This is a genomic window from Cohaesibacter marisflavi (assembly GCF_900115225.1).
Classification (GTDB): domain Bacteria; phylum Pseudomonadota; class Alphaproteobacteria; order Rhizobiales; family Cohaesibacteraceae; genus Cohaesibacter; species Cohaesibacter marisflavi.
Genome location: NZ_FOVR01000010.1, coordinates 17,331 through 39,477 on the forward strand (window position 1 = coordinate 17,331; position 22,147 = coordinate 39,477).

Genomic DNA, 22,147 nt, shown 5'->3' on the forward strand with positions numbered 1-22,147 from the left:
TCATGGTTGGAAAGGGCGCTTGTCCCTTTAGCAGACGATTTGCCATTTGACAGTCCCTGCCGAATGCGGATTGGACTGGTTGATCCTTGCCACAAGACGGTCTTGCTGATCGAGGCTGACAAGGGCATGGCCATGAGCCCGGCCTGATACCATCAGTACATCTTCCTTGCGCCCGTTGCTCTCACGGGTGAGAATGATGGTTGGAGCGTGGCCCTGATGATCCTGATCGCCGAATTGGTTCATTTCCACATGAACAACAATGGTTTTGCTAACCCATTTGAGATCAAGGAGAACAATCTCCTTGTGATGCCAGTTGAGATCCCCGGACTTTTCGAATGGCATAATCAATCCTCCCCACAAGACTATTCAGAAGAAGCTATAATGGTGCAATAGTTTCTGTCGAGCTTAAAAGTGATCCAAGCGGCATTCTTTGTAAACAAGAGGGGTTTTGTGGACGGTGTCCGAATCTGTGCAAGGAGAGGGCGAAGAATCTGCAACCTTTGCTTTATGGTGTGGGCTATTCGCTCCCGAATTTTTTGATCTTTGCTGGCTTTCGACCGCTTTTTCTTTTATTTGGGGCGAAATTATACAGCGGATTTGGAAAATTCAGAGGAATCGCGGGATTCCAGTCACAGGAGTCGTTTTCCCGGTTGACAATGGCAGGCAGGAACCGTATTTTCCGCTCGAATTTGCGCGCCTCGGCGCGCTTTTTGTTTCGCAGATTTTGGCCGAGGCTTGGGACAATGAAAATCAAGAATTCACTGAAAGCACTTGCCAAGCGTCACCGTGATAACCGCATGGTTCGCCGCAAGGGTCGTGTTTACATCATCAACAAAAGAAATCCACGTTTTAAGGCTCGTCAGGGCTAATAGACGTCGGGCCACTTTTGGTTGACGAAACAACAAACGCGCTTGAGATATTATCTCAGGCGCGTTTTTTGTTGCGTTCAAATGAGTGGCTTCGTGTCTAAATTGGTTTCAATTGAAGGTTTTGAACTGAAGTAACAAATACTTTCACGATACGTTTATTTTGTTCATTGTATAATATTACATATTTATTGGATTGGTTCTTTGTTATATTAGGGATTTTTAACTGGATTCTTATTTTCTTCTTATAAACAAGAATGAAATATCGAGATAAGTAACAAAAATATAATTATTGCATGAAATATTCACCTGAATGTTGCTGGCTTGGCTCAGCGTGAGACTTGTCTCGAAACTCGGTAGGGTGAAACATGAAACTAAAATATCGCATCTGGGGCTTATTGCTGCTTGGCTTTTTTGGTCTTGGGGTGCTTTCGGGTGCCTTCTACTGGGGGGAAAGCAGAAAAGCGCAAGTGACGCGTGCGACAATGCTCGGGGAGGAGAATGTCGCTGCTTTTAACATCGCTGAAGTGGGAATCGGTAAAGTTGCTTCTCTTTCCGAGCAATTTTTGCAGCGGGGCGATATGGCTCTTGTCGGCGCGATGGATGCTGCGGCTGAAAAAAGCCAGGCCGCGTTTGGCGAACTGGGTGATCAGAGCGCCATTCTGACGAGCCTGACGATGGATGCTCTCTCGGGAGCAAAAGAAATCGTTAAGGCGCGCACCGTCGCCGGATTGTCCGAAAATGAGGGCCTGAAGGGTGAGCTGCGGAGCGCAGTCAAGACCGTAGAGGCCAAGCTGAACGAATTGGGTGAGGCTGATGCATCCTTGTCGATCGATGCTGTCATGGTCAAGATGCTGATGCTGCGTCGTCACGAAAAGGACTATATGCTGCGCCAGCAGGACAAGTATGTTGAGAGCTTCAACGCGCGGATCAAGGAGTTCTATACCGTTCTTGCTGCCTCCAACGTGCCACAGGCTGCGCAGAAAGAGATTGTGCCGCTGATGGAAGCCTATCACGACACATTTCTCAAATGGACGGACGCCAACAATCATGTACTGGAACTGGTTACCGCTTACCGCAACAGGGTCGAGGGTATTTCAGGAGAGCTGTCCGAGTTGAAGGACACGGCAAATGCGCAGTTGGCTGTGGCTCTAATTGAGCGTAAGGCCATTGAAGCGCAGGTGGATGCCATTGCCATTGGGACCATGATCGCGACTGCCATCATTCTTCTGGGCGGCGGAATTCTTGTCATTCGCTCTATCACACATCCGATTCAGAATGTGACAGGTGCAATGAACCAGATTGCCAAAGGTAATCTGAATACGACCATCCCCGTTAGCAAACAGGATGACGAGATCGGTGCGCTTTGCAAGATTGCGTCCTTGTTGCATCAGAATGTGAAGATGCAGAAGGAAATGGAGGCCGAGGAGCAGGCCAAGCAACAGCAGGCCGAGCGCGATAAGCGTGCGATGATGATGCAGTTGGCCGATGAGTTCGACAGTCATGTAAGTGGCATTGTGGACTCTGTTTCCCAGTCTTCTCATCAATTGTCTGCTACCGCCCGCACTATGGCCGAGGTTGCAGAGCTCACCGAGCATCAGGCAACGTCTGCGTCTGCAGCGTCTAGCCAGACCATGAGCAATGTGCAGACGATTGCCTCTGCGACCGAAGAAATGACCGCCTCGATTTCCGAGATCAGCGAACAGATCGGCGTGGCATCCGGAGCTGCGCAAGAGGCCGTTGGCAAAGTGGGCAGTACCAATCGGCAAATGCAGACCCTTGCAGCGACCGCGAGCAAGATTGGCGAGGTGGTGGAAATGATTTCTTCCATTGCCGAGCAGACCAACCTTCTGGCCCTTAACGCCACGATTGAATCTGCGCGCGCCGGAGAGGCGGGTAAAGGATTTGCCGTTGTGGCTGGTGAGGTGAAAGCTCTGGCGGGGCAAACGAGCAAGGCGACCGAGCAAATCTCACAACAGATTGCCGAGATCCAGTCGGCAACGAGTGAGGCGACCCTGTCGATTGAAGAGGTCAGTCAGGTCATCCAGAATGTGGAAGCTATTTCTTCGGCCATCGCCGGTGCGATTGCCGAGCAGAATGCGACGGCGCAGGAGATTTCCGGCAACATTCATCAGGCTGCTCAAGGTACTGAGCAGGTGAACGAGAATGTGTCTCAGGTTTCCAGTGCTTCTAAGAATGCTGGGCGCACCTCTGACGAGGTTGTCAGTGCGGTCAAGACGCTGGGTGAGCAATCCGATCAGCTGAAGGAAAAGGTGACCAGCTTCATTGCCCGGGTTCGTGCCGTATAAGCTGATTTAGCAAGGCAGATACGCATAGCAAAAGGGCCGGTTGTTGAACCGGCCCTTTTCATTGAGATATATGCTTGGCTTAGATGCCGCCAAGACCATCGCTGCCGACAAAGGCAATGCGCAGCATGTTGGTCGCGCCCGGCGTGCCGAGCGGCACACCTGCGGTGATGATCACACGCTGACCAGGTTTGGCCAGACCAACCTTGTAGGAGGTGCTGCAGGCACGGTCGACCATTTCATCCAGAATGCCGGTTTCTTCGGAAACCACACAATGCAAGCCCCAAACCAGTGCCAGACGGCGTGCTGTGGCAAGGATCGGGCTGATGGCCACAATCGGTGTCTGCGGACGCTCGCGAGCAGCTCTGAGGCCAGTGGTGCCCGAAGAGGTGTAGCAGACGATCGTTGCCAGATTGAGTGTTTCAGCGATCTGACGGGCTGCTGCAGAAATCGCATCTGCACCGGTTGCTTCCGGTTCGGCGCGCTGTGCGTAGATGATGTTGGTGTAATATGGATCGCGTTCGGCTTCTTCCGCGATGCGGTTCATCATGGCGACCGCTTCGAACGGATAGTCACCAGCTGCGGACTCTGCTGACAACATCACAGCGTCAGCGCCTTCAAACACGGCGGTTGCCACGTCTGAGGCTTCAGCGCGTGTCGGCATTGGCGAATTGATCATGGATTCCAGCATCTGGGTGGCCACGACAACCGGCTTGCCTGCCTGGCGGGCGGCGCGGGTGATCTGTTTCTGGATGCCGGGAACTTTTTCCAGCGGCATTTCCACGCCAAGGTCACCACGGGCAACCATGATGGCATCGGACAGTTCGATGATCTCGTGAATGCGTTCAACAGCCTGTGGCTTCTCGATCTTGGAGAGAATGCCGGTGCGGCCACGAGACAGCTTGCGTACTTCGGCAACGTCTTCGGGGCGCTGTACGAATGAGAGGGCGATCCAGTCCACGTCGGCGTCAACTGCTGCGTCAAGGTCGGCGCGGTCTTTCGGCGTCAGGGCCGAGAAGGACAGGGTGGAGTCTGGGAAGCTGATGCCCTTGCGGTTGGAAATCGGGCCGCCGGTGACAACTTCTGTGTGGATGGAGTCAGCACTGGTGGAAATCGTTCTGAGGCGAACCTTGCCGTCGTCGAGAAGCAGGATGTCGCCTTCTTTGACGGATCCGAAAATTTCAGGGTGAGGCAACTGCACGCGGGATGTGTCGCCCGGCTTGTCGGAGCTGTCCAGAGAGAAGCGGCTGCCGTTGGTGAGCTCAACCTTGGTGTCAGCGAAAATGCCAAGGCGCAGTTTGGGGCCCTGAAGGTCGGCGAGAATACCGATCGGGCGCCCCACTTCCTTTTCAACTTCGCGGATCAATTTGACACGTGTGTTCAGCGTCTCATGATCGGAGTGGCTCATGTTGATGCGGAAAACATCGGCGCCAGCCAGGAAGAGTTGCTTGATTTGTTCCTTCTTTTCTGAAGCCGGGCCCAATGTGGCCAGGATTTTTACTTTCCGGTTGCGTCTTACAGTCACGACAGTTTCCCTATTCTTGATCGGTCAATTGAACCGTATAGTCTTGTTTCCCGGCCGTATCCACTTCGAAAAAGCCGGTGCGTTCAAATCCTCTTGCAACGCATTCCTGTGTGCCTTTGATCTTGAACTCAAGATCCTGGGTACACATGAATGAATCACCGTTCCACTGACCGCCCTTGTCGTAGTCTATAGCGTGAATGAGATAGCGGGTTTTGACGAGCAGGCCCTTGAGCACCGTCTCGCATTTTTCCGGGTCCAGATTCCACCAGCCTTCGCTGATCCATTCACCTTTTAACTCGTATCCAATAGCCAGTCCGACTGTGCTGCTTGTCTTGTTGCAAACCCGAAGGTCTGCTGCTGCATCAAGGCTGCTTGCTACCAGGAGCATCGTGGTCAGAGCCAATGTCTTGCCCTTGATAGAAGCAAGGCATCGAGCAATCGTCTTTGCTTTTTGTTTCCAGTTAAACATGGGGCTCGGTATCGTCTTTTCTTTTTTTAGGAGAGCCGCCAACTGTTTCGCGTTTCATGCATCTATTGTCAATGTATATATCCTACATTAGTAGAATTTTTTTGACATGATGGAGAGGGAGTTATCCAGCTCTTTGTCTGTTCTTCTTCTTGAGGCCTTTTTGCTTGCATATAGACAGGGGCTGAAACAGAGGCCTGCGGAAATCCGGTCTTTGCGCTTGGTCGCTCTAACGGAGATTTTCACAAGGGCCCTCGCACGAATAGCGGTGTATGTTGACGGTATTATGACCTGAACGGCAGCATTATAGTAGGGTCAAAAAGGGGTAAGCAATCTCGACCTTTCGTCTAATGCACTGACCGCTCCCAAGAGGCCAGTCTGCCTGGGGACTTTGGAGTAATTGGGGCGGTGATTTGGGATTTGCTTAAATTGATGCTTGTTCTGCACATCATGCTGGCTATTATGTGCCCCTGCGAAAGATCGCGCCCTTATGATCTTGGCGGCTCTGTCTACCATGGCTCAGGATGTCGAGCGGACCTCTTCTTAAGGTGCCAAACAGGCCCGGGGCTTTGTTCGGGCGTTCTGGCTTCATATTTCAATCCTGATGTTTTCCAGAGTTGGGGACTGGTATAGGGTCTGGATAGATGTGGCCTTGTTCTCGCCGCGATGACGCGTGTTAATCTTGTCGCAATAGAATTTGGTTAGAGAGCGGTTAAAAGAAGCTGCTTGTGGGCCATGGCCCGGTAGCAGGCTTCAGAACCCAATATTGGAGTAGGGAATGTCAAATACTGGTGGTGTCGCCGCTGATCAGTTGCGTGCTTTTGTGGAGCGTATCGAGCGACTGGAAGAAGAAAAAAAGGCGATCTCAGACGATATCAAGGACGTGTATGCTGAAGCCAAGGGCAATGGCTATGACGTCAAGGTGATGCGGCAGGTTGTGCGCATGCGCAAACAGGATAGCAACGAGCGGCAGGAAATGGAAGCTTTGCTGGATCTGTATCTGCATGCTTTGGGTATGGCGCCAAGCGAATAATTGATCAAATTCTGTATGGCCGGTCTGTGTGGCCGGCCATATTCTTCAGAAGTCTATTCTTGTCCTGTTCTTTGGCGCCTTTCCCATGAATGATAATCAGAAACAAAAGCCGCGCGTTGCTGTGCTCAGTCTGGTGGTCAAGGGGCGTCATATTCTGCTGGTCAGACGCGCCAATCCGCCTGATGCTGGCAAATGGGGCTTTCCCGGAGGCAAGGTTGAATTCGGGGAAACTCTGGAAATGGCTGCCCAACGGGAGCTGTTTGAAGAAACCGGTATTCGTGCGCGCGCGGATCGCATTCTGACGACGCTTGAAGCTTTCTCCCGCGATCAGTCCGAGCGATTGCAATTCCATTATGTCATGGTGGCTGTCCTGTGCGAGTGGCAGGAAGGGGAGCCGGTGGCCGGGGATGATGCTCTTGAGGCTGAATGGTATCACGCCGATGATCTGCCGTGGTTTGATCTGGCCACCAGCGAAGATGTGCCTCGGGTGGCGGAAATGGCTTTTGAGGCCATGCAAAAGGCTTGATGGGTCAAGGCTCCGATGCTTGATAATCAGGTGATGGCTGATTATCCGAGCCGAAAAATCTTATCCTTCTCACTTTTGATTTTACAAAAATCTTGTTGACGATGTGTGCTTTAGACCTCTGTGCGGTCTGAAATGGTGGATAGCGCATGCCTGTCGCTCTTGTCTTTTGAATTCTTATGTCATAAAGATATCTTTATATCTTTGAGGTGCTGGCATGTTGTCATTGGATGAAATCGTTGGGTTGTTGAAAGCAAGCGGGGAGCCGACCCGTCTGCGCTTGTTGGCGTTGCTTGCTGAAGGGGATCTTTCGGTCAAGGATCTGACAGCCATCCTGCACCAGAGCCAGCCGCGCATTTCGCGCCATCTGAAGCTGCTTTATGAATCCGGATTGGTGGAGCGTTTGCCTGAAGGAGCGTGGGTTTATTATTGCCTGACGCGGGATAAAGCCAAGGGCGATCTCATTTCGGCATCCCTACGTCATCTGGATCAGCAAGACGCGATGATCCTGCGCGACAGAGACAGGCTCAGGCAAATCAAGGAAGCCAACGCCCAACAGGCTACGGACTATTTCAAGCAGAATGCCGATCGCTGGGACGAGTTGCGCGCCATGCATGTTCCTGAAAGTGCGGTTGAGCGGGCTATTCTGGAGGCCCTGGGCGATCAGGAGATCAGTCAGTTGCTTGATCTGGGTACGGGGACGGGCAGCATTCTCTCTTTGCTAGCGGATCGATGCCGCGACGGCCTTGGACTGGATTCCAACCGCTCGATGCTGGCGATCGCCCGCTCGCGGCTGGACGGGCCAAATCGTGGTCATCTGCATGTTCAGCAAGGCGACTTGCTCGATCTGGCTACGCTTGATCGCAAGTTTGACCTTATTACCATTCATCAGGTCCTGCATTATCTCGATGACCCGTCGGCAGCCTTGCAGGAAGCGGGACGGGTTTTGCTACCGGGCGGGCGCATTCTCGTTGTTGACTTTGCGCCGCATGACCATGAATTCTTGAGAAAGGATCACGCGCACAGGCGATTGGGCTTCTCCCAAGATGCCATGCGCCGCTGGATGCAGGAGGCCGGCTTCTCCGTGACGCTGGCCAGAGATCTTGGATATGAGGGACATGACCCGGCTTTGGCTGGAGAAGCCCTGACCGTTTCGATCTGGCTGGCTGAAAAGACCGACGGCTTGGTTGCCGCAAAAGAAACAGACTAAACAGAGCCTTCTGAAGTCCCAAAGACATTCGACAATATGAAACAACGCGGCGCTCTGCCTCCCGGAGACAGCCAGCGTGGATGAGAGAAAAATTATGAGCCATAACGCAGAACCCAGCGGTCGCCGCAGCAAGGAAACGCACAAACTCAATGTGTCTTTCGAGTTCTTTCCTCCCAAGACCCCGAAGATGGAAGAGAGCCTGTGGGCCAGTGTCGAGCGCCTTGCTCCCTTGCAGCCGGAATTCGTTTCAGTGACTTACGGGGCCGGCGGCTCCACGCGTGAACGCACCCATGCTACCGTTAAGCGGATCATCAAGGAAGCCGGGATTCCGGCTGCTGCCCATTTGACATGCGTGAGCGCCACGCGTGAAGAAGTGGACGCCGTTGTGCGCTCCTATGCCGAAGTGGGCGTGACCCACATTGTTGCCTTGCGCGGAGATCCTGCCGCCGGAGTGGGTGAGAAATATGTGCCTCATGAGGGCGGCTATATTAATGCTGCAGACCTTGTAGCCGGGATCAAACGCGTCGGAGATTTCGAGGTGTCCGTCTCCGCCTATCCGGAAAAACATCCCGAAAGTCCGGATTTTGCGACAGACATTGAAATGCTACGCCAGAAGGTGGAAGCAGGGGCAACCCGCGCGATCACGCAATTCTTCTTTGATAATGACCATTATGAAGCCTATGTTGAGCGGGTCAGACGCGCCGGTATTTTCATTCCGATCGTGCCGGGCATTCTGCCGATCCATAACTTCGTTCAGATGGCCGGTTTTGCTTCTCGCACAGGTGCGAGTGTGCCGCAATGGTTGGCCAACCGGTTTGAAGGGTTGGAAGATGATCCCGAAACCCATCGTCTGGTGGCTGCGGCTGTTGCTGCCGAGCAGGTGGAAAATCTGCGTTCGCGCGGGGTGGATGACTTCCATTTCTACACCATGAACCGGGCGAACCTGTCCTATGCGATCTGCCATATGCTCGGCATGCGTCCGGTCAAGGCATAAGACCTCAGCAATAATTCAGGACTAAGCTATCTTTGAGCTATTCGGGGACCCGTTGAGCGGACAAACCGTCCGCTCTGCCCTTTTGACGTTAAGGAAATTCGATCATGCCGATCTTGCCATTAACCCCCTCCTATGACCAGCTGACCCAATTGGCCGCTGAGCGTATTCTCATCTTTGATGGCGCCATGGGTACGATGATCCAGCGTCTGGGCCTCACCGAAGAGGATTTCAGAGGTGAGCGTTTCAAGGACTGGAAACAGGACCTTAAGGGCAACAATGATCTGTTGTCCATCACCAAACCTGACGCCATTCGCGACATCCATCGTCAGTATTTCGAGGCGGGTGCGGATTTCGCCGGTACCAACACTTTCTCCTCTACCACCATTGCGCAGGCCGACTATGGCATGGAGCAGCTGGCCTATGAGCTGAATGTGGAGAGTGCAAAGGTGGCCAAAGAAGCTGCCGAGGATGTAGAATCGCGTTTTCCGGGCCGCAAATGCTTTGTGCTTGGGGCCATGGGGCCAACCAACCGAACGGCCTCCATCTCGCCTGACGTGAATAATCCCGGTTACAGGGCTGTCAGCTTTGATGAGCTGAAGGCTGCCTACAGGGAAGCGGCAAAGGGGCTGCTTGATGGCGGGGCGGATGCGCTGACGGTCGAGACCATTTTTGATACGCTGAATGCCAAGGCCGCGCTTTTTGCCATTGAAGAGGAATTCGAAGACCGCGGCATGCGCTGGCCGGTGATCATTTCAGGCACCATTACCGATAAATCGGGCCGCACGCTTTCCGGCCAGACGGCGGAGGCATTCTATCACTCCGTGCGTCATGTAAAGCCGTTTGCCGTGGGGCTGAACTGCGCGCTTGGAGCTGCCGAACTGCGCCAGCATATCGATGCGCTTTCCCGCGTGGCTGAAACGCGGATCTCCACTTATCCGAACGCCGGTCTGCCCAATGAATTTGGCGAGTATGACGAGAGCCCGGAACATATGGCCAGCATCATTGACGGGTTTGCCCGCGATGGTTTGATCAATATTGTCGGCGGTTGCTGCGGCACAACGCCGGACCACATTCGCGCTATTGCCGAGACGGTGAAGAAATATGACACCCGTGCCATACCGACAATCACGCCCTATATGCGTCTGTCCGGTCTGGAACCTTTCACGCTGACGCCTGAGACCAATTTCGTCAATATTGGCGAACGGACCAATGTGACCGGCTCGGCCAAGTTCAAGCGTTTGATCAAGGAAGGTGATTTCGAAACGGCTCTTGATGTGGCACGTCAGCAGGTGGAAAACGGCGCACAGATCATCGATGTGAATATGGATGAAGGGCTTCTTGATTCAGAAGAAGCGATGGTGACCTTCCTCAATCTCATTGTGTCCGAGCCGGATATCTCCCGCGTGCCTGTGATGGTGGACAGCTCCAAATGGAGCGTGATCGAAGCGGGCCTCAAATGCTTGCAAGGCAAGTCTGTCGTCAACTCGATCTCCATGAAGGAAGGTAAAGAGGCCTTTGTTGACCATGCCAAGACCATTCTGCGCTATGGCGCGGCTGTAGTTGTTATGGCGTTTGATGAAGACGGACAGGCGGATAGCTACGAGCGCAAGATTAACATCTGCAAGAAGAGCTACGATATTCTGGTCAACGAAGTTGGGTTCCCGCCTGAAGACATCATCTTTGATCCGAACGTCTTTGCAGTCGCCACCGGTATCGAGGAACACAACAATTACGGCGTTGATTTCATCAATGCGACCAAGTGGATTCGGGAAAATCTGCCCGGCGCTCATGTGTCTGGTGGCCTGTCGAACCTTTCCTTTTCCTTCCGGGGCAATAATCTTGTCCGTGAGGCGATGCATTCGGTGTTCCTGTATCACGCGATCAAGGTCGGGCTTGATATGTCCATCGTCAATGCCGGTCAGCTGATGGTCTATGATCAGATCGACAAGGAGCTGCTGGAGCGCATTGAAGATGTCGTCATGAACCGGCGCGATGATGCGACGGATCGGCTTCTGGAGATCGCCGAGCGCTATCTCAACCAGAAGGGCGAACACAAGGTGGCTGATCTGGCCTGGCGCGAGCTGCCGGTTGAAAAGCGGCTCGAGCATGCGCTGGTCAAGGGCATCAATGATTATGTCGAGGAAGATGTCGAGGAAGCTCGCCAGAAGTCAACCCGTACGCTTGATGTGATCGAGGGGCCGCTGATGGACGGCATGAATGTGGTCGGCGATCTGTTCGGCGATGGCAAGATGTTCCTGCCGCAGGTGGTCAAGTCAGCTCGTGTGATGAAAAAGGCCGTCGCCTATCTGATGCCTTTCATGGAAGAAGAACAGGACGGCGATCACCAGAGTGCAGGCAAGGTGCTGATGGCGACCGTGAAGGGCGACGTGCATGACATCGGCAAGAATATCGTCGGTGTGGTGCTGCAGTGTAACGGCTATGAGGTGGTCGATTTGGGTGTCATGGTGCCTGCCAATGATATCCTTGAGGCTGCACGTCGCGAGAAGGTCGATATCATCGGCCTTTCCGGTCTGATCACGCCCTCGCTTGACGAAATGTGCCATGTGGCAGCGGAGTTGCAGCGCGAGGGCTTTGATCAGCCTTTGATGATCGGTGGCGCAACCACCTCGCAGGTGCATACGGCGGTGAAGATCGACCCCAACTATGACAATGGTCAGGCGATTTATGTCACCGATGCAAGCCGTGCGGTTGGTGTGGCCACGCGGCTCCTGTCTCGGGAAAAATCGGAATATGTGGCTGATGTCAAGAATACCTATATTCAGGTACGCAGCAAACATGAGGCCGCTCAGGACAAGAAGAACCGTCTAACGATCGATAAAGCGCGTGAGAATGCCTTCAAGATCGACTGGAACACCTATAAGCCTACCAAGCCAAACTTCATTGGCACGAAACGCTTTGAAAGCTATGATCTGGCTGATCTGGTGCCCTTCATCGATTGGACCCCTTTCTTCTCCACCTGGGAGATGAAAGGGCGCTATCCGGCCATTCTCGACGATGATGTCTATGGTGAGGCTGCGACCAGCCTGTTCAGCGATGCGCAAGCCATGCTCAAGAAGATCGTTGACGAAAAATGGCTGACGGCGCGGGCCGTGATCGGGTTGTGGCCTGCCAATAGTGTGGGCGACGATATCGTTGTCTATACCGATGACAACCGGGTGCAGGAAGCGGCTCGCTTCTATGGTTTGCGTCAGCAAATGGCGGGACGGACGGCGCGTGCTCGTGTTGCCATGGGTGATTTTATCGCTCCGGCCGATAGCGGCATTGCGGATTATATCGGTGGCTTTGCCGTATCGTCAGGCTTTGGTGAGGAAGAGCACGCCAAGGCGTTTGACGCGGCGGGCGACGATTATTCCAAGATCCTGTTGCAGGCTCTGGCTGATCGTCTGGCTGAAGCCTTTGCAGAAGCGATGCATGCCAAGGTGCGTAAGGAATTCTGGGGCTATGCAAGCGATGAAAAACTCAGCAATGAGGAGATCATCGAAGAGCGCTATGATGGCATCCGTCCTGCGCCGGGCTATCCTGCCCAGCCGGATCACACTGAAAAGCGGACGCTCTTCAGCCTGCTTGATGCGGAAGCCCAGACCGGGATCAAACTGACTGAAAGCTGTGCCATGATGCCCGGTTCAGCTGTTTCAGGGATCTATATTGCGCATCCGGATAGCTACTATTTCGGCGTTGGCAAGATCGAGAAGGATCAGGTTGCCGACTATGCGGAACGCAAGGGATGGAGCTTGGAAGAAGCCGAAAAATGGCTGGCACCTATCCTGAATTACAGGACCTGATGGCAGGAGGCCTGTTCTCAATTGCAAAGGCAGGTCTCAGATAGGAAAGCGGATTTTTCGCCAAGTATTCACAAAGTAAAAAAGCCGGGCATTGCCCGGCTTTTTAACTCGCGTGCTGGCGAATAAAGTTGCGTCTTTTCAAGGGTATGAGCAAGACAGCCTCACTGCCTAGCGCAATCGTCGTTGCCTCCTCCTCAAATAATGCCAACGACAATAGCAGCGATGAATACAAAGGCCGCACAAACAAATATCATGTTCATAGATTTGACCATATAGCCTCTCCTCCTAGCCTTTCCTTCATGACGTGAAGTCTACGGCAACTTTCAGAATTCGCGAAATGAAAAAGTTGGTGCAGCGCAGAGAAGGGGGGTAACTTTGTTACCAAATTATGAATAAGTCCTTGAGGCGCCTTGGGTTCAAGTGCGACAATCATGTGACAGAAAAACAGGGGAAAGATAACAGATATTGCGCTGCAGCATGCGAAAAATCGTAAAAATTGCCCCTCGTTTTGCTGCTTAGAGAATGGCCATGTGCCTATTTTCTGTTCTTTGAATTGCCTAAATTGCATGCGCATCGGAGAGCCGAATTCGGCTCCGATCCGTTTCTAGCGGGTGATATGCGGCATAGAACTTTGGCCGTTTCGCCTCAGCCCTTTAAATGGCGCAGTATGGCGCCTTCGAGCCAATGGGCGATCTGGAGCGTTGACTGGTCTTCACCCTCCGGTCCGATCACCTGAACTCCAAGTGGCAGGCCGTTCTCTGTCTCAAGCCCGGTAACATTGACGCACGGGGTATGGAGAAGGGTCCAGATACGGTTGAATATGGGGGAGCCGGTGGAGGCTAGGCCTTCCGGAGCAGGGCCGGGAGCGGAAAGACTGAGCAATGCATCCACGTCCTCGAATTGCTCTCTTAATTCTCTTCTCGCCGTGCGGGCGCAAATCAGGGCTTCATCATAATCCGATGGCGTGATGGTCTGGGCAAAATCGAGTGTCTGCCTGAGCAGTGGGCTCAACTGGTCAGCATGGTTCACATATTCCCATGCCAGCGCTTGGGAAGCCTCGTAATCCTGAATGATCTGGTGCGCTTTGAAAGCACTGAGGAAATGCTCGCTTGGTTTCAGCTCGACAACGGGCGTTCCGAAGCGCTTGAGGCTTTCAACCATCATGTCGAAGCGGGCGACATAGTCGGTATCTGCTTCCTGCCATGTGCGGCAGCGAATGATGCCCAGCGTCGGCTGCTTGAAGGGAGCCTCGGGATCAACCTGAAGGTTGCGGCCTGTTATGGCCGAGGCGGCAAAGGCACAATCGGCCACCTTGGCCGCGAACAGCCCGGCCGTATCCAATGTCCAGGAAAAATCCTTGATGCCGACTTTGGGCATGAGGCTGTAGCTTGGCTTGTAGCCGGTAACACCGCAATAGGCTGCCGGGCGAATGATGGAGCCGCCCGTTTGTGTTCCAAAGGCCAGATGGGCCATGCCGGAGGCCACGGCCGCCGCTGAGCCGGAAGAAGAGCCTCCGGGGGTATGATCGAGATTGTGCGGGTTGCGGGTCTGGCCTGGATCCAGAAAGGCAAACTCCGTCGTTATCGACTTTCCGATCACAGTGCTGCCCGCTTTTCTTGCCATGGTCACAAGGGCTGCGTCACGCACGGGTTCGTGGCCCCGGTAGATGGGCGAGTTATATTCTGTCGCCAACGTACGGGTTTCGAAGATGTCCTTGACGGCAAGCGCGATACCGGCAAGAGGGCCTTTCGCTTCTTTCGCTTCGTTCACCGCGTGGCCGTTGATGGAGACAAAGGCGTGGATCTGCTGTTCGATGAGAGCGAGGCGCTGAAGGCAGGCTTCGATAGAGTCTGCAGGGGAGAGGGTTCCAGCGTCGATTGCCTTGAGCGTATCGAGAAGGCTGACCGGGGCGACGAGATCTTTCACTTGCGATGCTTGAACCATTGCGCTGCCTTTATGTTAACCTTTTCTCTTCAGGATGCGCTGAATTGAATGTGGCTGCAAGCGGGAATCAAAATATGATGAAGCTCACGATCACGAAACGCTCCCTTCTTGCATTGTTGGTAGCTCCGGCAACCCTGACCAGCTGCGGTGGATTTCAGGACCTTGAAGAGATTCCGCAATCGGATTTGCAGAGTGAAGCCATCTGGCCAGACAAATCCATTTCTGCTCAAAACTGTCCAATTGTTGAAAAAGGCTATGTGGATGCAAAAGCCCTGCCTGCGATCAATGGAAAGTGGGGATGTGGCAGCAAGGCGCCCTTCGCTGTCTCGGCTTTGGGGGGGCGCTATCCTGTTGCGTTCAACAGGGATGCGACGACCAATTGTGTGATGACGTCGCAGCTTTATCGCTATTTTTCAGAGGTCGTTCAACCGATGGCGCGCGACACGTTGGGCCAGCCGGTTGTTGAAATCAGGGTGGCCGCATCCTATTCCTGCCGCCCGCGCAACAACAAGCGTGGGGCCAAGCTCTCCGAGCATGGACGGGCAAATGCAATTGATATCAGTGCCTTCACCCTTGAGGATGGGACGGTGCTGACCGTGGAGGATGATTGGGCCAAACGGAACCGGAAGGGAAAGTTCCTGCGCAGCATCAACCGGCAGGCTTGCCGCTATTTCACAACTGTTATCGGACCGGGCGGCGACAAGTATCACCAGAATCATATCCATCTTGATCATGGCCTGCATGGCAAGGCGGGAACCTGGCGTGTGTGTCAGTAGAACTACGCGGAGTTGCCCCTTAGGTTGAGGTTGTTGGTGTGGCTTTTGTCTCTTAAGCGGGCTTTCCCTATTCTCCTGCGCAGTTTTCGGGCACAAAGCTGCCTCATTGTGGCAAGTCGCCTTTTTTTGGCTAACAATGGCTCGTAATTCCGGCGCTTATCACATAAATTGATCGCAAGCGCAGGAATGATGCTTGCGAGGAATGGGTGTTCAGGAGATCTCATGAGCATTTGGAGCCAGATCGGCAGTTTGATTGAAGACCTCCGTCAGAGTGAAGCGATTTCTCAATTCGTGGAGAAGGTCGCTACCACCGTGCGGGGGCTTGGCAGCGGCATAGATCGCAAACAACTCACCTTTACGGTCGCTGTGATTGCTTTGTCTGCCAAAATGGCCAAGGCTGACGGGGTCGTGACGCAGGATGAAATCAATGCCTTCCAGACACTCTTTTCCATCCCTGAAGGGGAAGAGCGCAATGTGCAGCGCATGTTCAACCTGGCCAAGCAGGATGTTGCTGGTTATGAGGCCTATGCCAAGCAAATCGCCGCTCTTTATGAAGACGACATGGAGCCGCTGGCCGATATTCTGGATGGTCTGTTCATGATTGCTGGCGCTGATGGCGTCATGCACAACAGGGAAATGCTCTATCTGGAGCATGTGGCGGAAATATTCGGCATTCCCGAGCGCTGCTTCGAGCGCATCAAGATGAGCCATGTGAAGCCGGATGAACAGGACCCCTATACCATTCTGGAAGCTGAACGCTCCATGAGCGACAAGGAAATCAAAAGCCACTATCGCAAACTGGTGCGAGAGAATCACCCTGATCGGTTGATTGCCCGAGGTGTGCCCGAAGAATTTGTGCGGATCTCCACCGAAAAGCTGGCTGCCATCAATAACGCATGGTCAATGATTGAGATTGAGCGCGGCTTGCGCTAAGAAACGGTCGGTCTGACGAACCCGCTCAGATCCTTTATCCTATTTGCGGTTTCATGGAGAGTGTCATGCCGTTCGAAGCAAAGACAAATTGCCCCTGCGAGGACAAACCTTCCCCCAATTTCGGTGAGCGTAAAGATGGTCGCAAGGTCGATATGCTGTTGCTCCATTATACGGGCATGGAAGATGACGCGCAGGCTCTGGACTGGCTCTGCAATCCCGAGAGTGAAGTCTCTGCCCATTATTTCCTGCATCGTGATGGCACGATTGTGCAGCTGGTCGATGAATCCAAGCGCGCCTGGCATGCCGGCGATGCCTATTGGAAGGGCGAGACAGACATAAACAGCTGCTCGATCGGCATCGAAATTGCCAATGCCGGGCATGAAGAGTTTGGTGAAAAGCAGCTCGACATCCTGCATATGCTCTGTATGGACATTATCGCGCGCAACGAGATTCCCAACTATCGCGTTCTGGGCCACTCTGATGTATCGCCGGGACGCAAGGTTGATCCGGGCGTGAAATTTCCATGGAAGCAGCTGGCGGCAGCCGGTGCGGGGCACTGGGCTGATCCCGAGGTGTCTGGCGGTGGGCGCTTCTTCCAGTTGGGCGATGAGGGGCAACCCATTCAGGCGCTGCAATCAATGTTGGCCATTTATGGCTACAACGCACCGATCACGGGTGTTTTTGATGAGCAGACCGAGAAAGTTGTGCGGGCGTTTCAGCTGCATTTCCGGCCCGAGCTGGTCGACGGCGTGGCTGACACAACCACCATTTCCACGCTTTACAAGCTGAATGCCGGACTACCCCAGCTCTGACCTTATGGATTGGAGATGAGGGCGACAGCTTTTTTTAACGAAAAGGCGCGGGCTCAGGGCTCGCGCCTTTCTTTTTCGCTTCTATTGGCAAGTCTAGATATCGAGGATCATGTGCGGGCGACCATCAGAGGTTTTCTCTCTGGTCGTGCCATCTGGTCCGATCACCTGTGAGGTGCGGCTTCGATAGTTGCTCATGCCCTCGAAGGTGATGACATCGACCGGCTGGTCAAATTGGAATGTCAGCCGATACGTACCATCTGAGAGCTTTTTGACGGCGATGATCTCTGCTTGAAATGCCTGCGAGAGATAAAGTCCGGATACGCGATCGCCCTGTTGCCACGCGCGGGTGGGGCGGTTGCCAAAGCGGGCGAACATCGTGTTCCAGTCCCGAAAGCCATATTGCTGGGCGATCAGTTCCAGTGATTTGCTGTGTGAGATCTCCAGTCCGTCGTCCTTCAGTTTGGAGCGTAACAGTTTGGCCTGCTTTTTGGCCTCTTCAGCCGTTGTGGGACTATTGCTCATTTTTCCGTCTCCCTTGGGGTTGTGAAGAGGCCCCATCTGCGGTTTGTTCTCTGGGCTGTTTGCATGAGTAAGAGAGTTGTCGTGCCGAGCAGCAGCAATTCTGCAATAGGATTGGCAAGCCAGATACCCCGTTCTCCCAGCAGGAGCGGCAAGGCAAACAGCAGTGGCAGCATGAAGATGTATGACTTCGTCAAGCTGAGCATGGCGGCTCGTTTGGCGTCGCCAATGGCTTGAAAATAGGCCGCAACGATGCGTAGAGGCCCCGCAGCAATGATCATGAGCGTCATCAACGGCATGATCCGCCCCACCTCGGCAATCACGGCCTCTTCATTGACGAAAAGCCCGCCGATGGCTCTTGGCAGAAGCAGGAACAACAGTTCGGCGATGAGGCAATAGACGAGTGCCAACACCAATGCAATGCGCAGACTTGCATCTGACCGGTGCCACTTTTGTGCGCCGAAATTGTTGCCCGTGATGGATTGCATCGCAAAGGACAGACCGAGTAACGGCAGGAAGTAGAAGGTCATGATGCGCGTCGTTATGCCGAAGGCCGAGATTGTCACCGCATAATTGGGGCTTGCCATCCACTGGGTCGCCATGATGGTGGCTGTGGAGACAATGGACATGCCGATAAAGCTGAGGCTTTGTGGCGCGCCGAGGGCCAAAATGGCCTTCCAGTCACTCAACGGCGAATGCCTGACAATCTCCGTCGGGGTGAGTTTGCAAGCTCCCCAATGGCGATAGGCAATTACGATGACAAGGGCCAGTCCCTGCGCTGCTGCCGTGCCATAGGCCGAACCGGCAACGCCCATGTTCATGAGAGCGATCAGGACATAGTTGAACAGGATGTTGGCCAGCGTCACCAACAGGCTCATGGCGGCCATGAGAGGGGCGTGCCCTTCGTTGCGCAGGTCGTCGCCATGCAGCGCCAGAATGAAGACAATCGGAGTGGCCAGTATTGTGATGCGCAAATAGATGTGTCCCATCGCTGAGAGAGCATCATCACCGCTCGCCATGAGCATCGTGATGTGATGGCCAAACAGGAGGAACGCACCGATCAGCAGGATGCTGATAAGAAGGGCGAGCCCGTGGGAGCCGGAAAAGAGCTGTCTCGAGCGGAGCATATCGCCTGCGCCCAGATGCCGGGCAAGCAGCGAGGACATGCCGCTTGAAACCAGCGTGGAGAGCGCCACGACGAGCATATAGATGGGAAACATCAGTGTGACGGCCGCAAGGGCCTCTGCACCGACATAGACACCAAGATAAATGGCATCCACGACAGCCAGAAGACCGTTCATGCTCATCACGAAGATGATGGGTAGGGCATTTTGGGCAAAAAGCGACGCAAGGGAGCCTTGGGTAAAGGAATTGCGCGCAGTTGATTTGCGTGAGGTGTCTGATGACATCTCAGCCTCCTTTAGAACGCATTTCTTGACTTTGGACGGGGCTCGCATTGCCAACCGCATGAAATGCATGTGGGGCTGAAATAATCAGAATTTGATAACAGAGCTTCACCATGACCCGAAGGCCTGCGAGCGGCCGGTGTCTGCAACCGTCCGGGGGATATATCCCTGCACCCTGCTTTTGTCAAGCTGAGGGCGCCGCTCGCCGGGCTGTCTTATCGACGGCTGGTCAGCTTGCGTATGCTATCGGCGACAGGAATGCCTGCCTTGAGCCGTGCATCGTCGATGGCCGGGCCAAAACTGGTGCTGATGGGAACCACACCAGCCCAGAAATCGAGGTCGTAATCTTCTTCGTCATCAATGGGCATGCCGCCACGGATCTTAGAAGCGGCCTGTTCAATCGTGACGGCTATCACGGTTGTGGCGTTTATTTCCTTCTTGGTTGTTTCCCGTGTCTCATCCCAACGGCCCGGAGCCAGATGATCGGTGATGGCGACCAACGCGTCGTATTTTTCCTTCTCGTCTTCTACCAGACGGGCGGTGCCGTGAATGTTGGCAGAGCGGAAGTTCATGGTGTGGTGAAAGGCTGCGCGGCCCAGTACGAGGCCATCCACCAGTGTCACATTGAGGCAGACGGGCAGGCCTTCCTTGAGCTTCTTGAGCATGCGGGCCGCTTTTGCGCCGTGAATATAGATCTGGTCGTCAATGCGGCCATAGGCCATGGGCAGGACAATCGGCTTATCATCCAGTACGAATCCGACTTGGGCGATGAGGCCTTCGTCTAGAATGGCAAACAGGGTGTCCCTGTCGTAATTGGCGCGCTTGGCAACCCTGATCTTGTTGGTCGGGGTGACGGGAAAACTGTCTTGTGTTGGTTCGGTCATTGGTCTGTCTTCTGATCTGTCGGCGTCTGGTCAAACGGAGCGCAGTGGTGCCTTGAATATGGATGTTTAGGCGGGTGGCCCATCATTTGGCTTGATTAAAAGACAGGTTTGGCTCTAAATAAAGAGCCATAGTTGTAAATTTAATGGAGCCAAATATGCTGGCGGCGCAGATAGAGCTGGATCGCAGTGACACGGATGGGCTGGCGCGGCAGCTCTTCTTGCGCATTCGGCAGTTGATTGAACAGGGGCGTTTGAAACCGGGAACGCGTCTGCCAGCCTCACGACAGTTGGCTGCGGACTTGGCTGTCGGGCGCAATACGGTGCTGTTTGCCTATGAACAATTGGGGCTTGAAGGCTATCTGGAAGCGGACGGGCGACGTGGAACGCGCGTGAGTGAAGCATCGCGCGGGTTTCATGGTGGGCATTTTGGTGAAGGAAACGAAGAGGCGGCGCTGTCTTCTGCAAGGCTTTCCCAAAGTGCCGATCGGATGATGGCCGTGCCCCGACGTGATAAGCCCGGCTCTCTCACTTTCCTGACCGGCATGCCGGACGTGAAGGATTTCCCCCATGATGTCTGGGCGCGTTTGTTGCGCCGCGCTGCGAGGCAGGTTGCGCTGCATGAAGAGATGTTGGGCTATGCCCATTATTCCGGTTTGCCAGCGCTTAAAGAAGCGATTATCGAGCATGCCTCGGTGGCGCGCGGAGTTGTTGCGGATGCGGATCAGGTCATGATCCTTTCCTCGGCGCAGGCTGCGCAGGATCTGGTGGCGCGTCTGTTGCTTGATGAGGGGGATGTGGCTTTGCATGAGGAGCCCGGTTATGCGGGCATGACGGCGGCTCTGAGCGCCGTGGGGGCACGCTGCTTGCCCATTCGCATTGACGATGACGCTCCTTATCTGGCCCTTGCAGGCGACGCTGGTTTGTCTTCGTCCCCCCGACTTATCTACAGCTCGCCCTCACATCAGTTCCCGACGGGTCGGACCATGGCGCTGGAAGAGCGGCTGGCTCTTTTGCGCTATGCGCAGAGGAAGGAGTGCTTCATCCTTGAAGATGATTATGACAGCGAGTTTCATTTTTCCGGCGCTCCGATTTCCAGCCTGCAAGGCCTGGATCGGCGCGGTGTCGTTATCTATATGGGCACCTTTTCAAAGGCGCTTAATCCCGGCCTTCGGGTGGCCTATCTCATTGTTCCTAAGAGGCTTGTTGATCCTGTCAAACGCTGTTTGCGCAATGTTGGTGCGGTGCCTCCGGTTATCGTGCAATGGGCGTTGAGCGATTTTCTGCGCGAAGGCTATCTTCGCAGCCACATTACGCGCATGACGCGGGTTTATAAGGGCCGGCGTGATCGTCTGGTGTTGCTGTTGCAAGAGAGGGTCGGGGCATGGTTGCGGCCTGCGCTTCCTGATGGGGGAATACAGCTGCCAGCCTATTTTCATGGTAAGGCAATGGGGCTGGATGATCGCGCGCTGCTGGATGCCATGTTGACAAGGGGTATGGAGGGGGCGGCCTTGTCGTCTCTTTACTGGTCGGGCGAAACCTCGCCAAAGCCTGGCGTGCTTTTAGGCTTTGCGGCCAGTGATGAGGGGGCGCTTGCCAAGGGCGTTGATCAACTGGAACAGCTTCTTTGCCAGATGGCCCCTTGACCTTGAGCCGTTTAGGGCTTAGTTCCCATCGCACCAGTCGGTCGGGCAGCCGCACCGGTCGCGCGAAAGCAATCCGGTGAGGAAAGTCCGGGCTCCATGAAAGCACGGTGCCGGGTAACGCCCGGCGGAGGCGACTCTAGGGAAAGTGCCACAGAAAGCAAACCGCCTGACTACGGTCAGGTTAGGGTGAAAGGGTGAGGTAAGAGCTCACCGCGCCTTCAGTAATGAAGGTGGCAGGGTAAACCCCACCGGGAGCAAAACCGAATAGGAATGATGCGGGCTTCGGCCCAGCCGGCTTTCAGGCCAGTCATTCGGGTGGGTTGCTAGAGGCATTCAGCAATGGGTGCCGCAGATGAATGGTTGCCGCGCAAGGCCTCGGTCTTGCCGTACAAAACCCGGCTTACAGACCGACTGGTATTTCTTTTCTTAACAATTTGGCAACAAAAACCCTCTTTGTGGACGGCTATCTGCTTTGCAAACCGCTGGCAGATTGATTTTTGCACT

Annotated in this window: 19 protein-coding genes and 1 other RNA gene; 13 read left to right on the forward strand and 7 right to left on the reverse strand. The window is 54.2% G+C overall.

The window, feature by feature from the left end; genetic code table 11:
* Positions 1–27: 27 nt before the first annotated feature.
* On the reverse strand, positions 28–342 hold the full coding sequence (locus BM258_RS16540) for a hypothetical protein (RefSeq protein WP_090074179.1): 315 nt from the start codon (positions 340–342) through the stop codon (positions 28–30).
* Between the two features lie 115 nt (positions 343–457).
* Here BM258_RS16540 and BM258_RS24505 point away from each other — a divergent pair, with 115 nt between their 5' ends.
* From BM258_RS24505 to BM258_RS16550, 3 genes are all read left to right on the forward strand, one after another.
* Positions 458–790, forward strand: a complete 333-nt coding sequence (locus BM258_RS24505) for a hypothetical protein (RefSeq protein ID WP_175528121.1) — start codon at positions 458–460, stop codon at positions 788–790.
* On the forward strand, positions 744–869 hold the full coding sequence (ykgO, locus tag BM258_RS16545; RefSeq protein WP_090074422.1) for a type B 50S ribosomal protein L36: 126 nt from the start codon (positions 744–746) through the stop codon (positions 867–869). The genes BM258_RS24505 and ykgO overlap by 47 nt, the downstream gene beginning before the upstream one ends.
* 365 nt (positions 870–1,234) lie before the next feature.
* Positions 1,235–3,175: a methyl-accepting chemotaxis protein gene (locus BM258_RS16550; protein ID WP_090074181.1), complete on the forward strand. Its 1,941-nt coding sequence runs from the start codon at positions 1,235–1,237 to the stop codon at positions 3,173–3,175.
* Positions 3,176–3,254: 79 nt separating this feature from the next.
* Here BM258_RS16550 and pyk read toward each other — a convergent pair whose 3' ends face one another.
* A complete protein-coding gene (gene pyk, locus BM258_RS16555) occupies positions 3,255–4,697 on the reverse strand; it encodes a pyruvate kinase (RefSeq protein ID WP_090074182.1) in 1,443 nt (480 codons plus the stop codon).
* A 10-nt stretch (positions 4,698–4,707) separates the two neighbouring features.
* Entirely contained in the window at positions 4,708–5,166 is a 459-nt protein-coding gene (locus BM258_RS16560) for a DUF1036 domain-containing protein (protein WP_175528123.1), read from the reverse strand.
* 775 nt (positions 5,167–5,941) lie between these two features.
* On the opposite strand from BM258_RS16560, the gene BM258_RS16565 reads away from it, so the two are divergent.
* From BM258_RS16565 to metH, 5 genes are all read left to right on the forward strand, one after another.
* Complete coding sequence (locus BM258_RS16565) at positions 5,942–6,196, forward strand: DUF2312 domain-containing protein (protein WP_090074184.1); 255 nt, start codon at positions 5,942–5,944, stop codon at positions 6,194–6,196.
* Between the two features lie 85 nt (positions 6,197–6,281).
* On the forward strand, positions 6,282–6,722 hold the full coding sequence (locus BM258_RS16570) for an NUDIX hydrolase (RefSeq protein ID WP_090074425.1): 441 nt from the start codon (positions 6,282–6,284) through the stop codon (positions 6,720–6,722).
* Positions 6,723–6,936: 214 nt separating this feature from the next.
* Entirely contained in the window at positions 6,937–7,929 is a 993-nt protein-coding gene (locus BM258_RS16575; protein ID WP_090074186.1) for an ArsR/SmtB family transcription factor, read from the forward strand.
* 94 nt (positions 7,930–8,023) lie between these two features.
* Positions 8,024–8,923, forward strand: coding sequence for a methylenetetrahydrofolate reductase [NAD(P)H] (gene metF, locus BM258_RS16580; protein ID WP_090074188.1), 900 nt, complete (start codon positions 8,024–8,026; stop codon positions 8,921–8,923).
* Positions 8,924–9,027: 104 nt separating this feature from the next.
* A complete protein-coding gene (metH, locus tag BM258_RS16585) occupies positions 9,028–12,726 on the forward strand; it encodes a methionine synthase (protein ID WP_090074190.1) in 3,699 nt (1,232 codons plus the stop codon).
* A gap of 645 nt (positions 12,727–13,371) precedes the next feature.
* On the opposite strand, the gene BM258_RS16590 is transcribed toward metH, so the two are convergent.
* A complete protein-coding gene (locus BM258_RS16590) occupies positions 13,372–14,670 on the reverse strand; it encodes an amidase (protein ID WP_090074192.1) in 1,299 nt (432 codons plus the stop codon).
* Positions 14,671–14,744: 74 nt separating this feature from the next.
* On the opposite strand from BM258_RS16590, the gene BM258_RS16595 reads away from it, so the two are divergent.
* From BM258_RS16595 to BM258_RS16605, 3 genes are all read left to right on the forward strand, one after another.
* A complete protein-coding gene (locus tag BM258_RS16595) occupies positions 14,745–15,446 on the forward strand; it encodes an extensin-like domain-containing protein (protein ID WP_175528124.1) in 702 nt (233 codons plus the stop codon).
* A 222-nt stretch (positions 15,447–15,668) separates the two neighbouring features.
* The gene (locus BM258_RS16600; protein ID WP_090074194.1) at positions 15,669–16,379 is read left to right on the forward strand and encodes a TerB family tellurite resistance protein; all 711 of its coding nucleotides are present in this window, start codon (positions 15,669–15,671) and stop codon (positions 16,377–16,379) included.
* Positions 16,380–16,444: 65 nt separating this feature from the next.
* Complete coding sequence (locus tag BM258_RS16605) at positions 16,445–17,191, forward strand: N-acetylmuramoyl-L-alanine amidase (protein ID WP_090074196.1); 747 nt, start codon at positions 16,445–16,447, stop codon at positions 17,189–17,191.
* Positions 17,192–17,284: 93 nt separating this feature from the next.
* Here the strand turns inward: BM258_RS16605 and BM258_RS16610 are convergent, their stop codons facing one another.
* The 3 genes from BM258_RS16610 to BM258_RS16620 form a co-directional block, all read right to left on the reverse strand.
* Positions 17,285–17,713 carry a glyoxalase superfamily protein gene (locus BM258_RS16610; protein WP_090074197.1) on the reverse strand — a complete coding sequence of 143 codons (429 nt, stop codon included), beginning with the start codon at positions 17,711–17,713 and terminating at the stop codon, positions 17,285–17,287.
* Positions 17,710–19,119, reverse strand: coding sequence for an MATE family efflux transporter (locus BM258_RS16615; protein WP_090074429.1), 1,410 nt, complete (start codon positions 19,117–19,119; stop codon positions 17,710–17,712). The genes BM258_RS16610 and BM258_RS16615 overlap by 4 nt, the downstream gene beginning before the upstream one ends.
* A 212-nt stretch (positions 19,120–19,331) precedes the next feature.
* Positions 19,332–20,000, reverse strand: coding sequence for a pyridoxamine 5'-phosphate oxidase family protein (locus BM258_RS16620; protein ID WP_090074199.1), 669 nt, complete (start codon positions 19,998–20,000; stop codon positions 19,332–19,334).
* 155 nt (positions 20,001–20,155) lie between these two features.
* Between BM258_RS16620 and pdxR the strand changes: the two genes are divergently transcribed.
* Both pdxR and rnpB read left to right on the forward strand, forming a co-directional pair.
* Positions 20,156–21,643, forward strand: coding sequence for a MocR-like pyridoxine biosynthesis transcription factor PdxR (gene pdxR, locus BM258_RS16625; protein ID WP_175528125.1), 1,488 nt, complete (start codon positions 20,156–20,158; stop codon positions 21,641–21,643).
* Positions 21,644–21,676: 33 nt separating this feature from the next.
* Positions 21,677–22,062: RNase P RNA component class A (rnpB, locus tag BM258_RS16630), an RNA gene on the forward strand.
* The last annotated feature ends 85 nt before the right edge of the window (positions 22,063–22,147 follow it).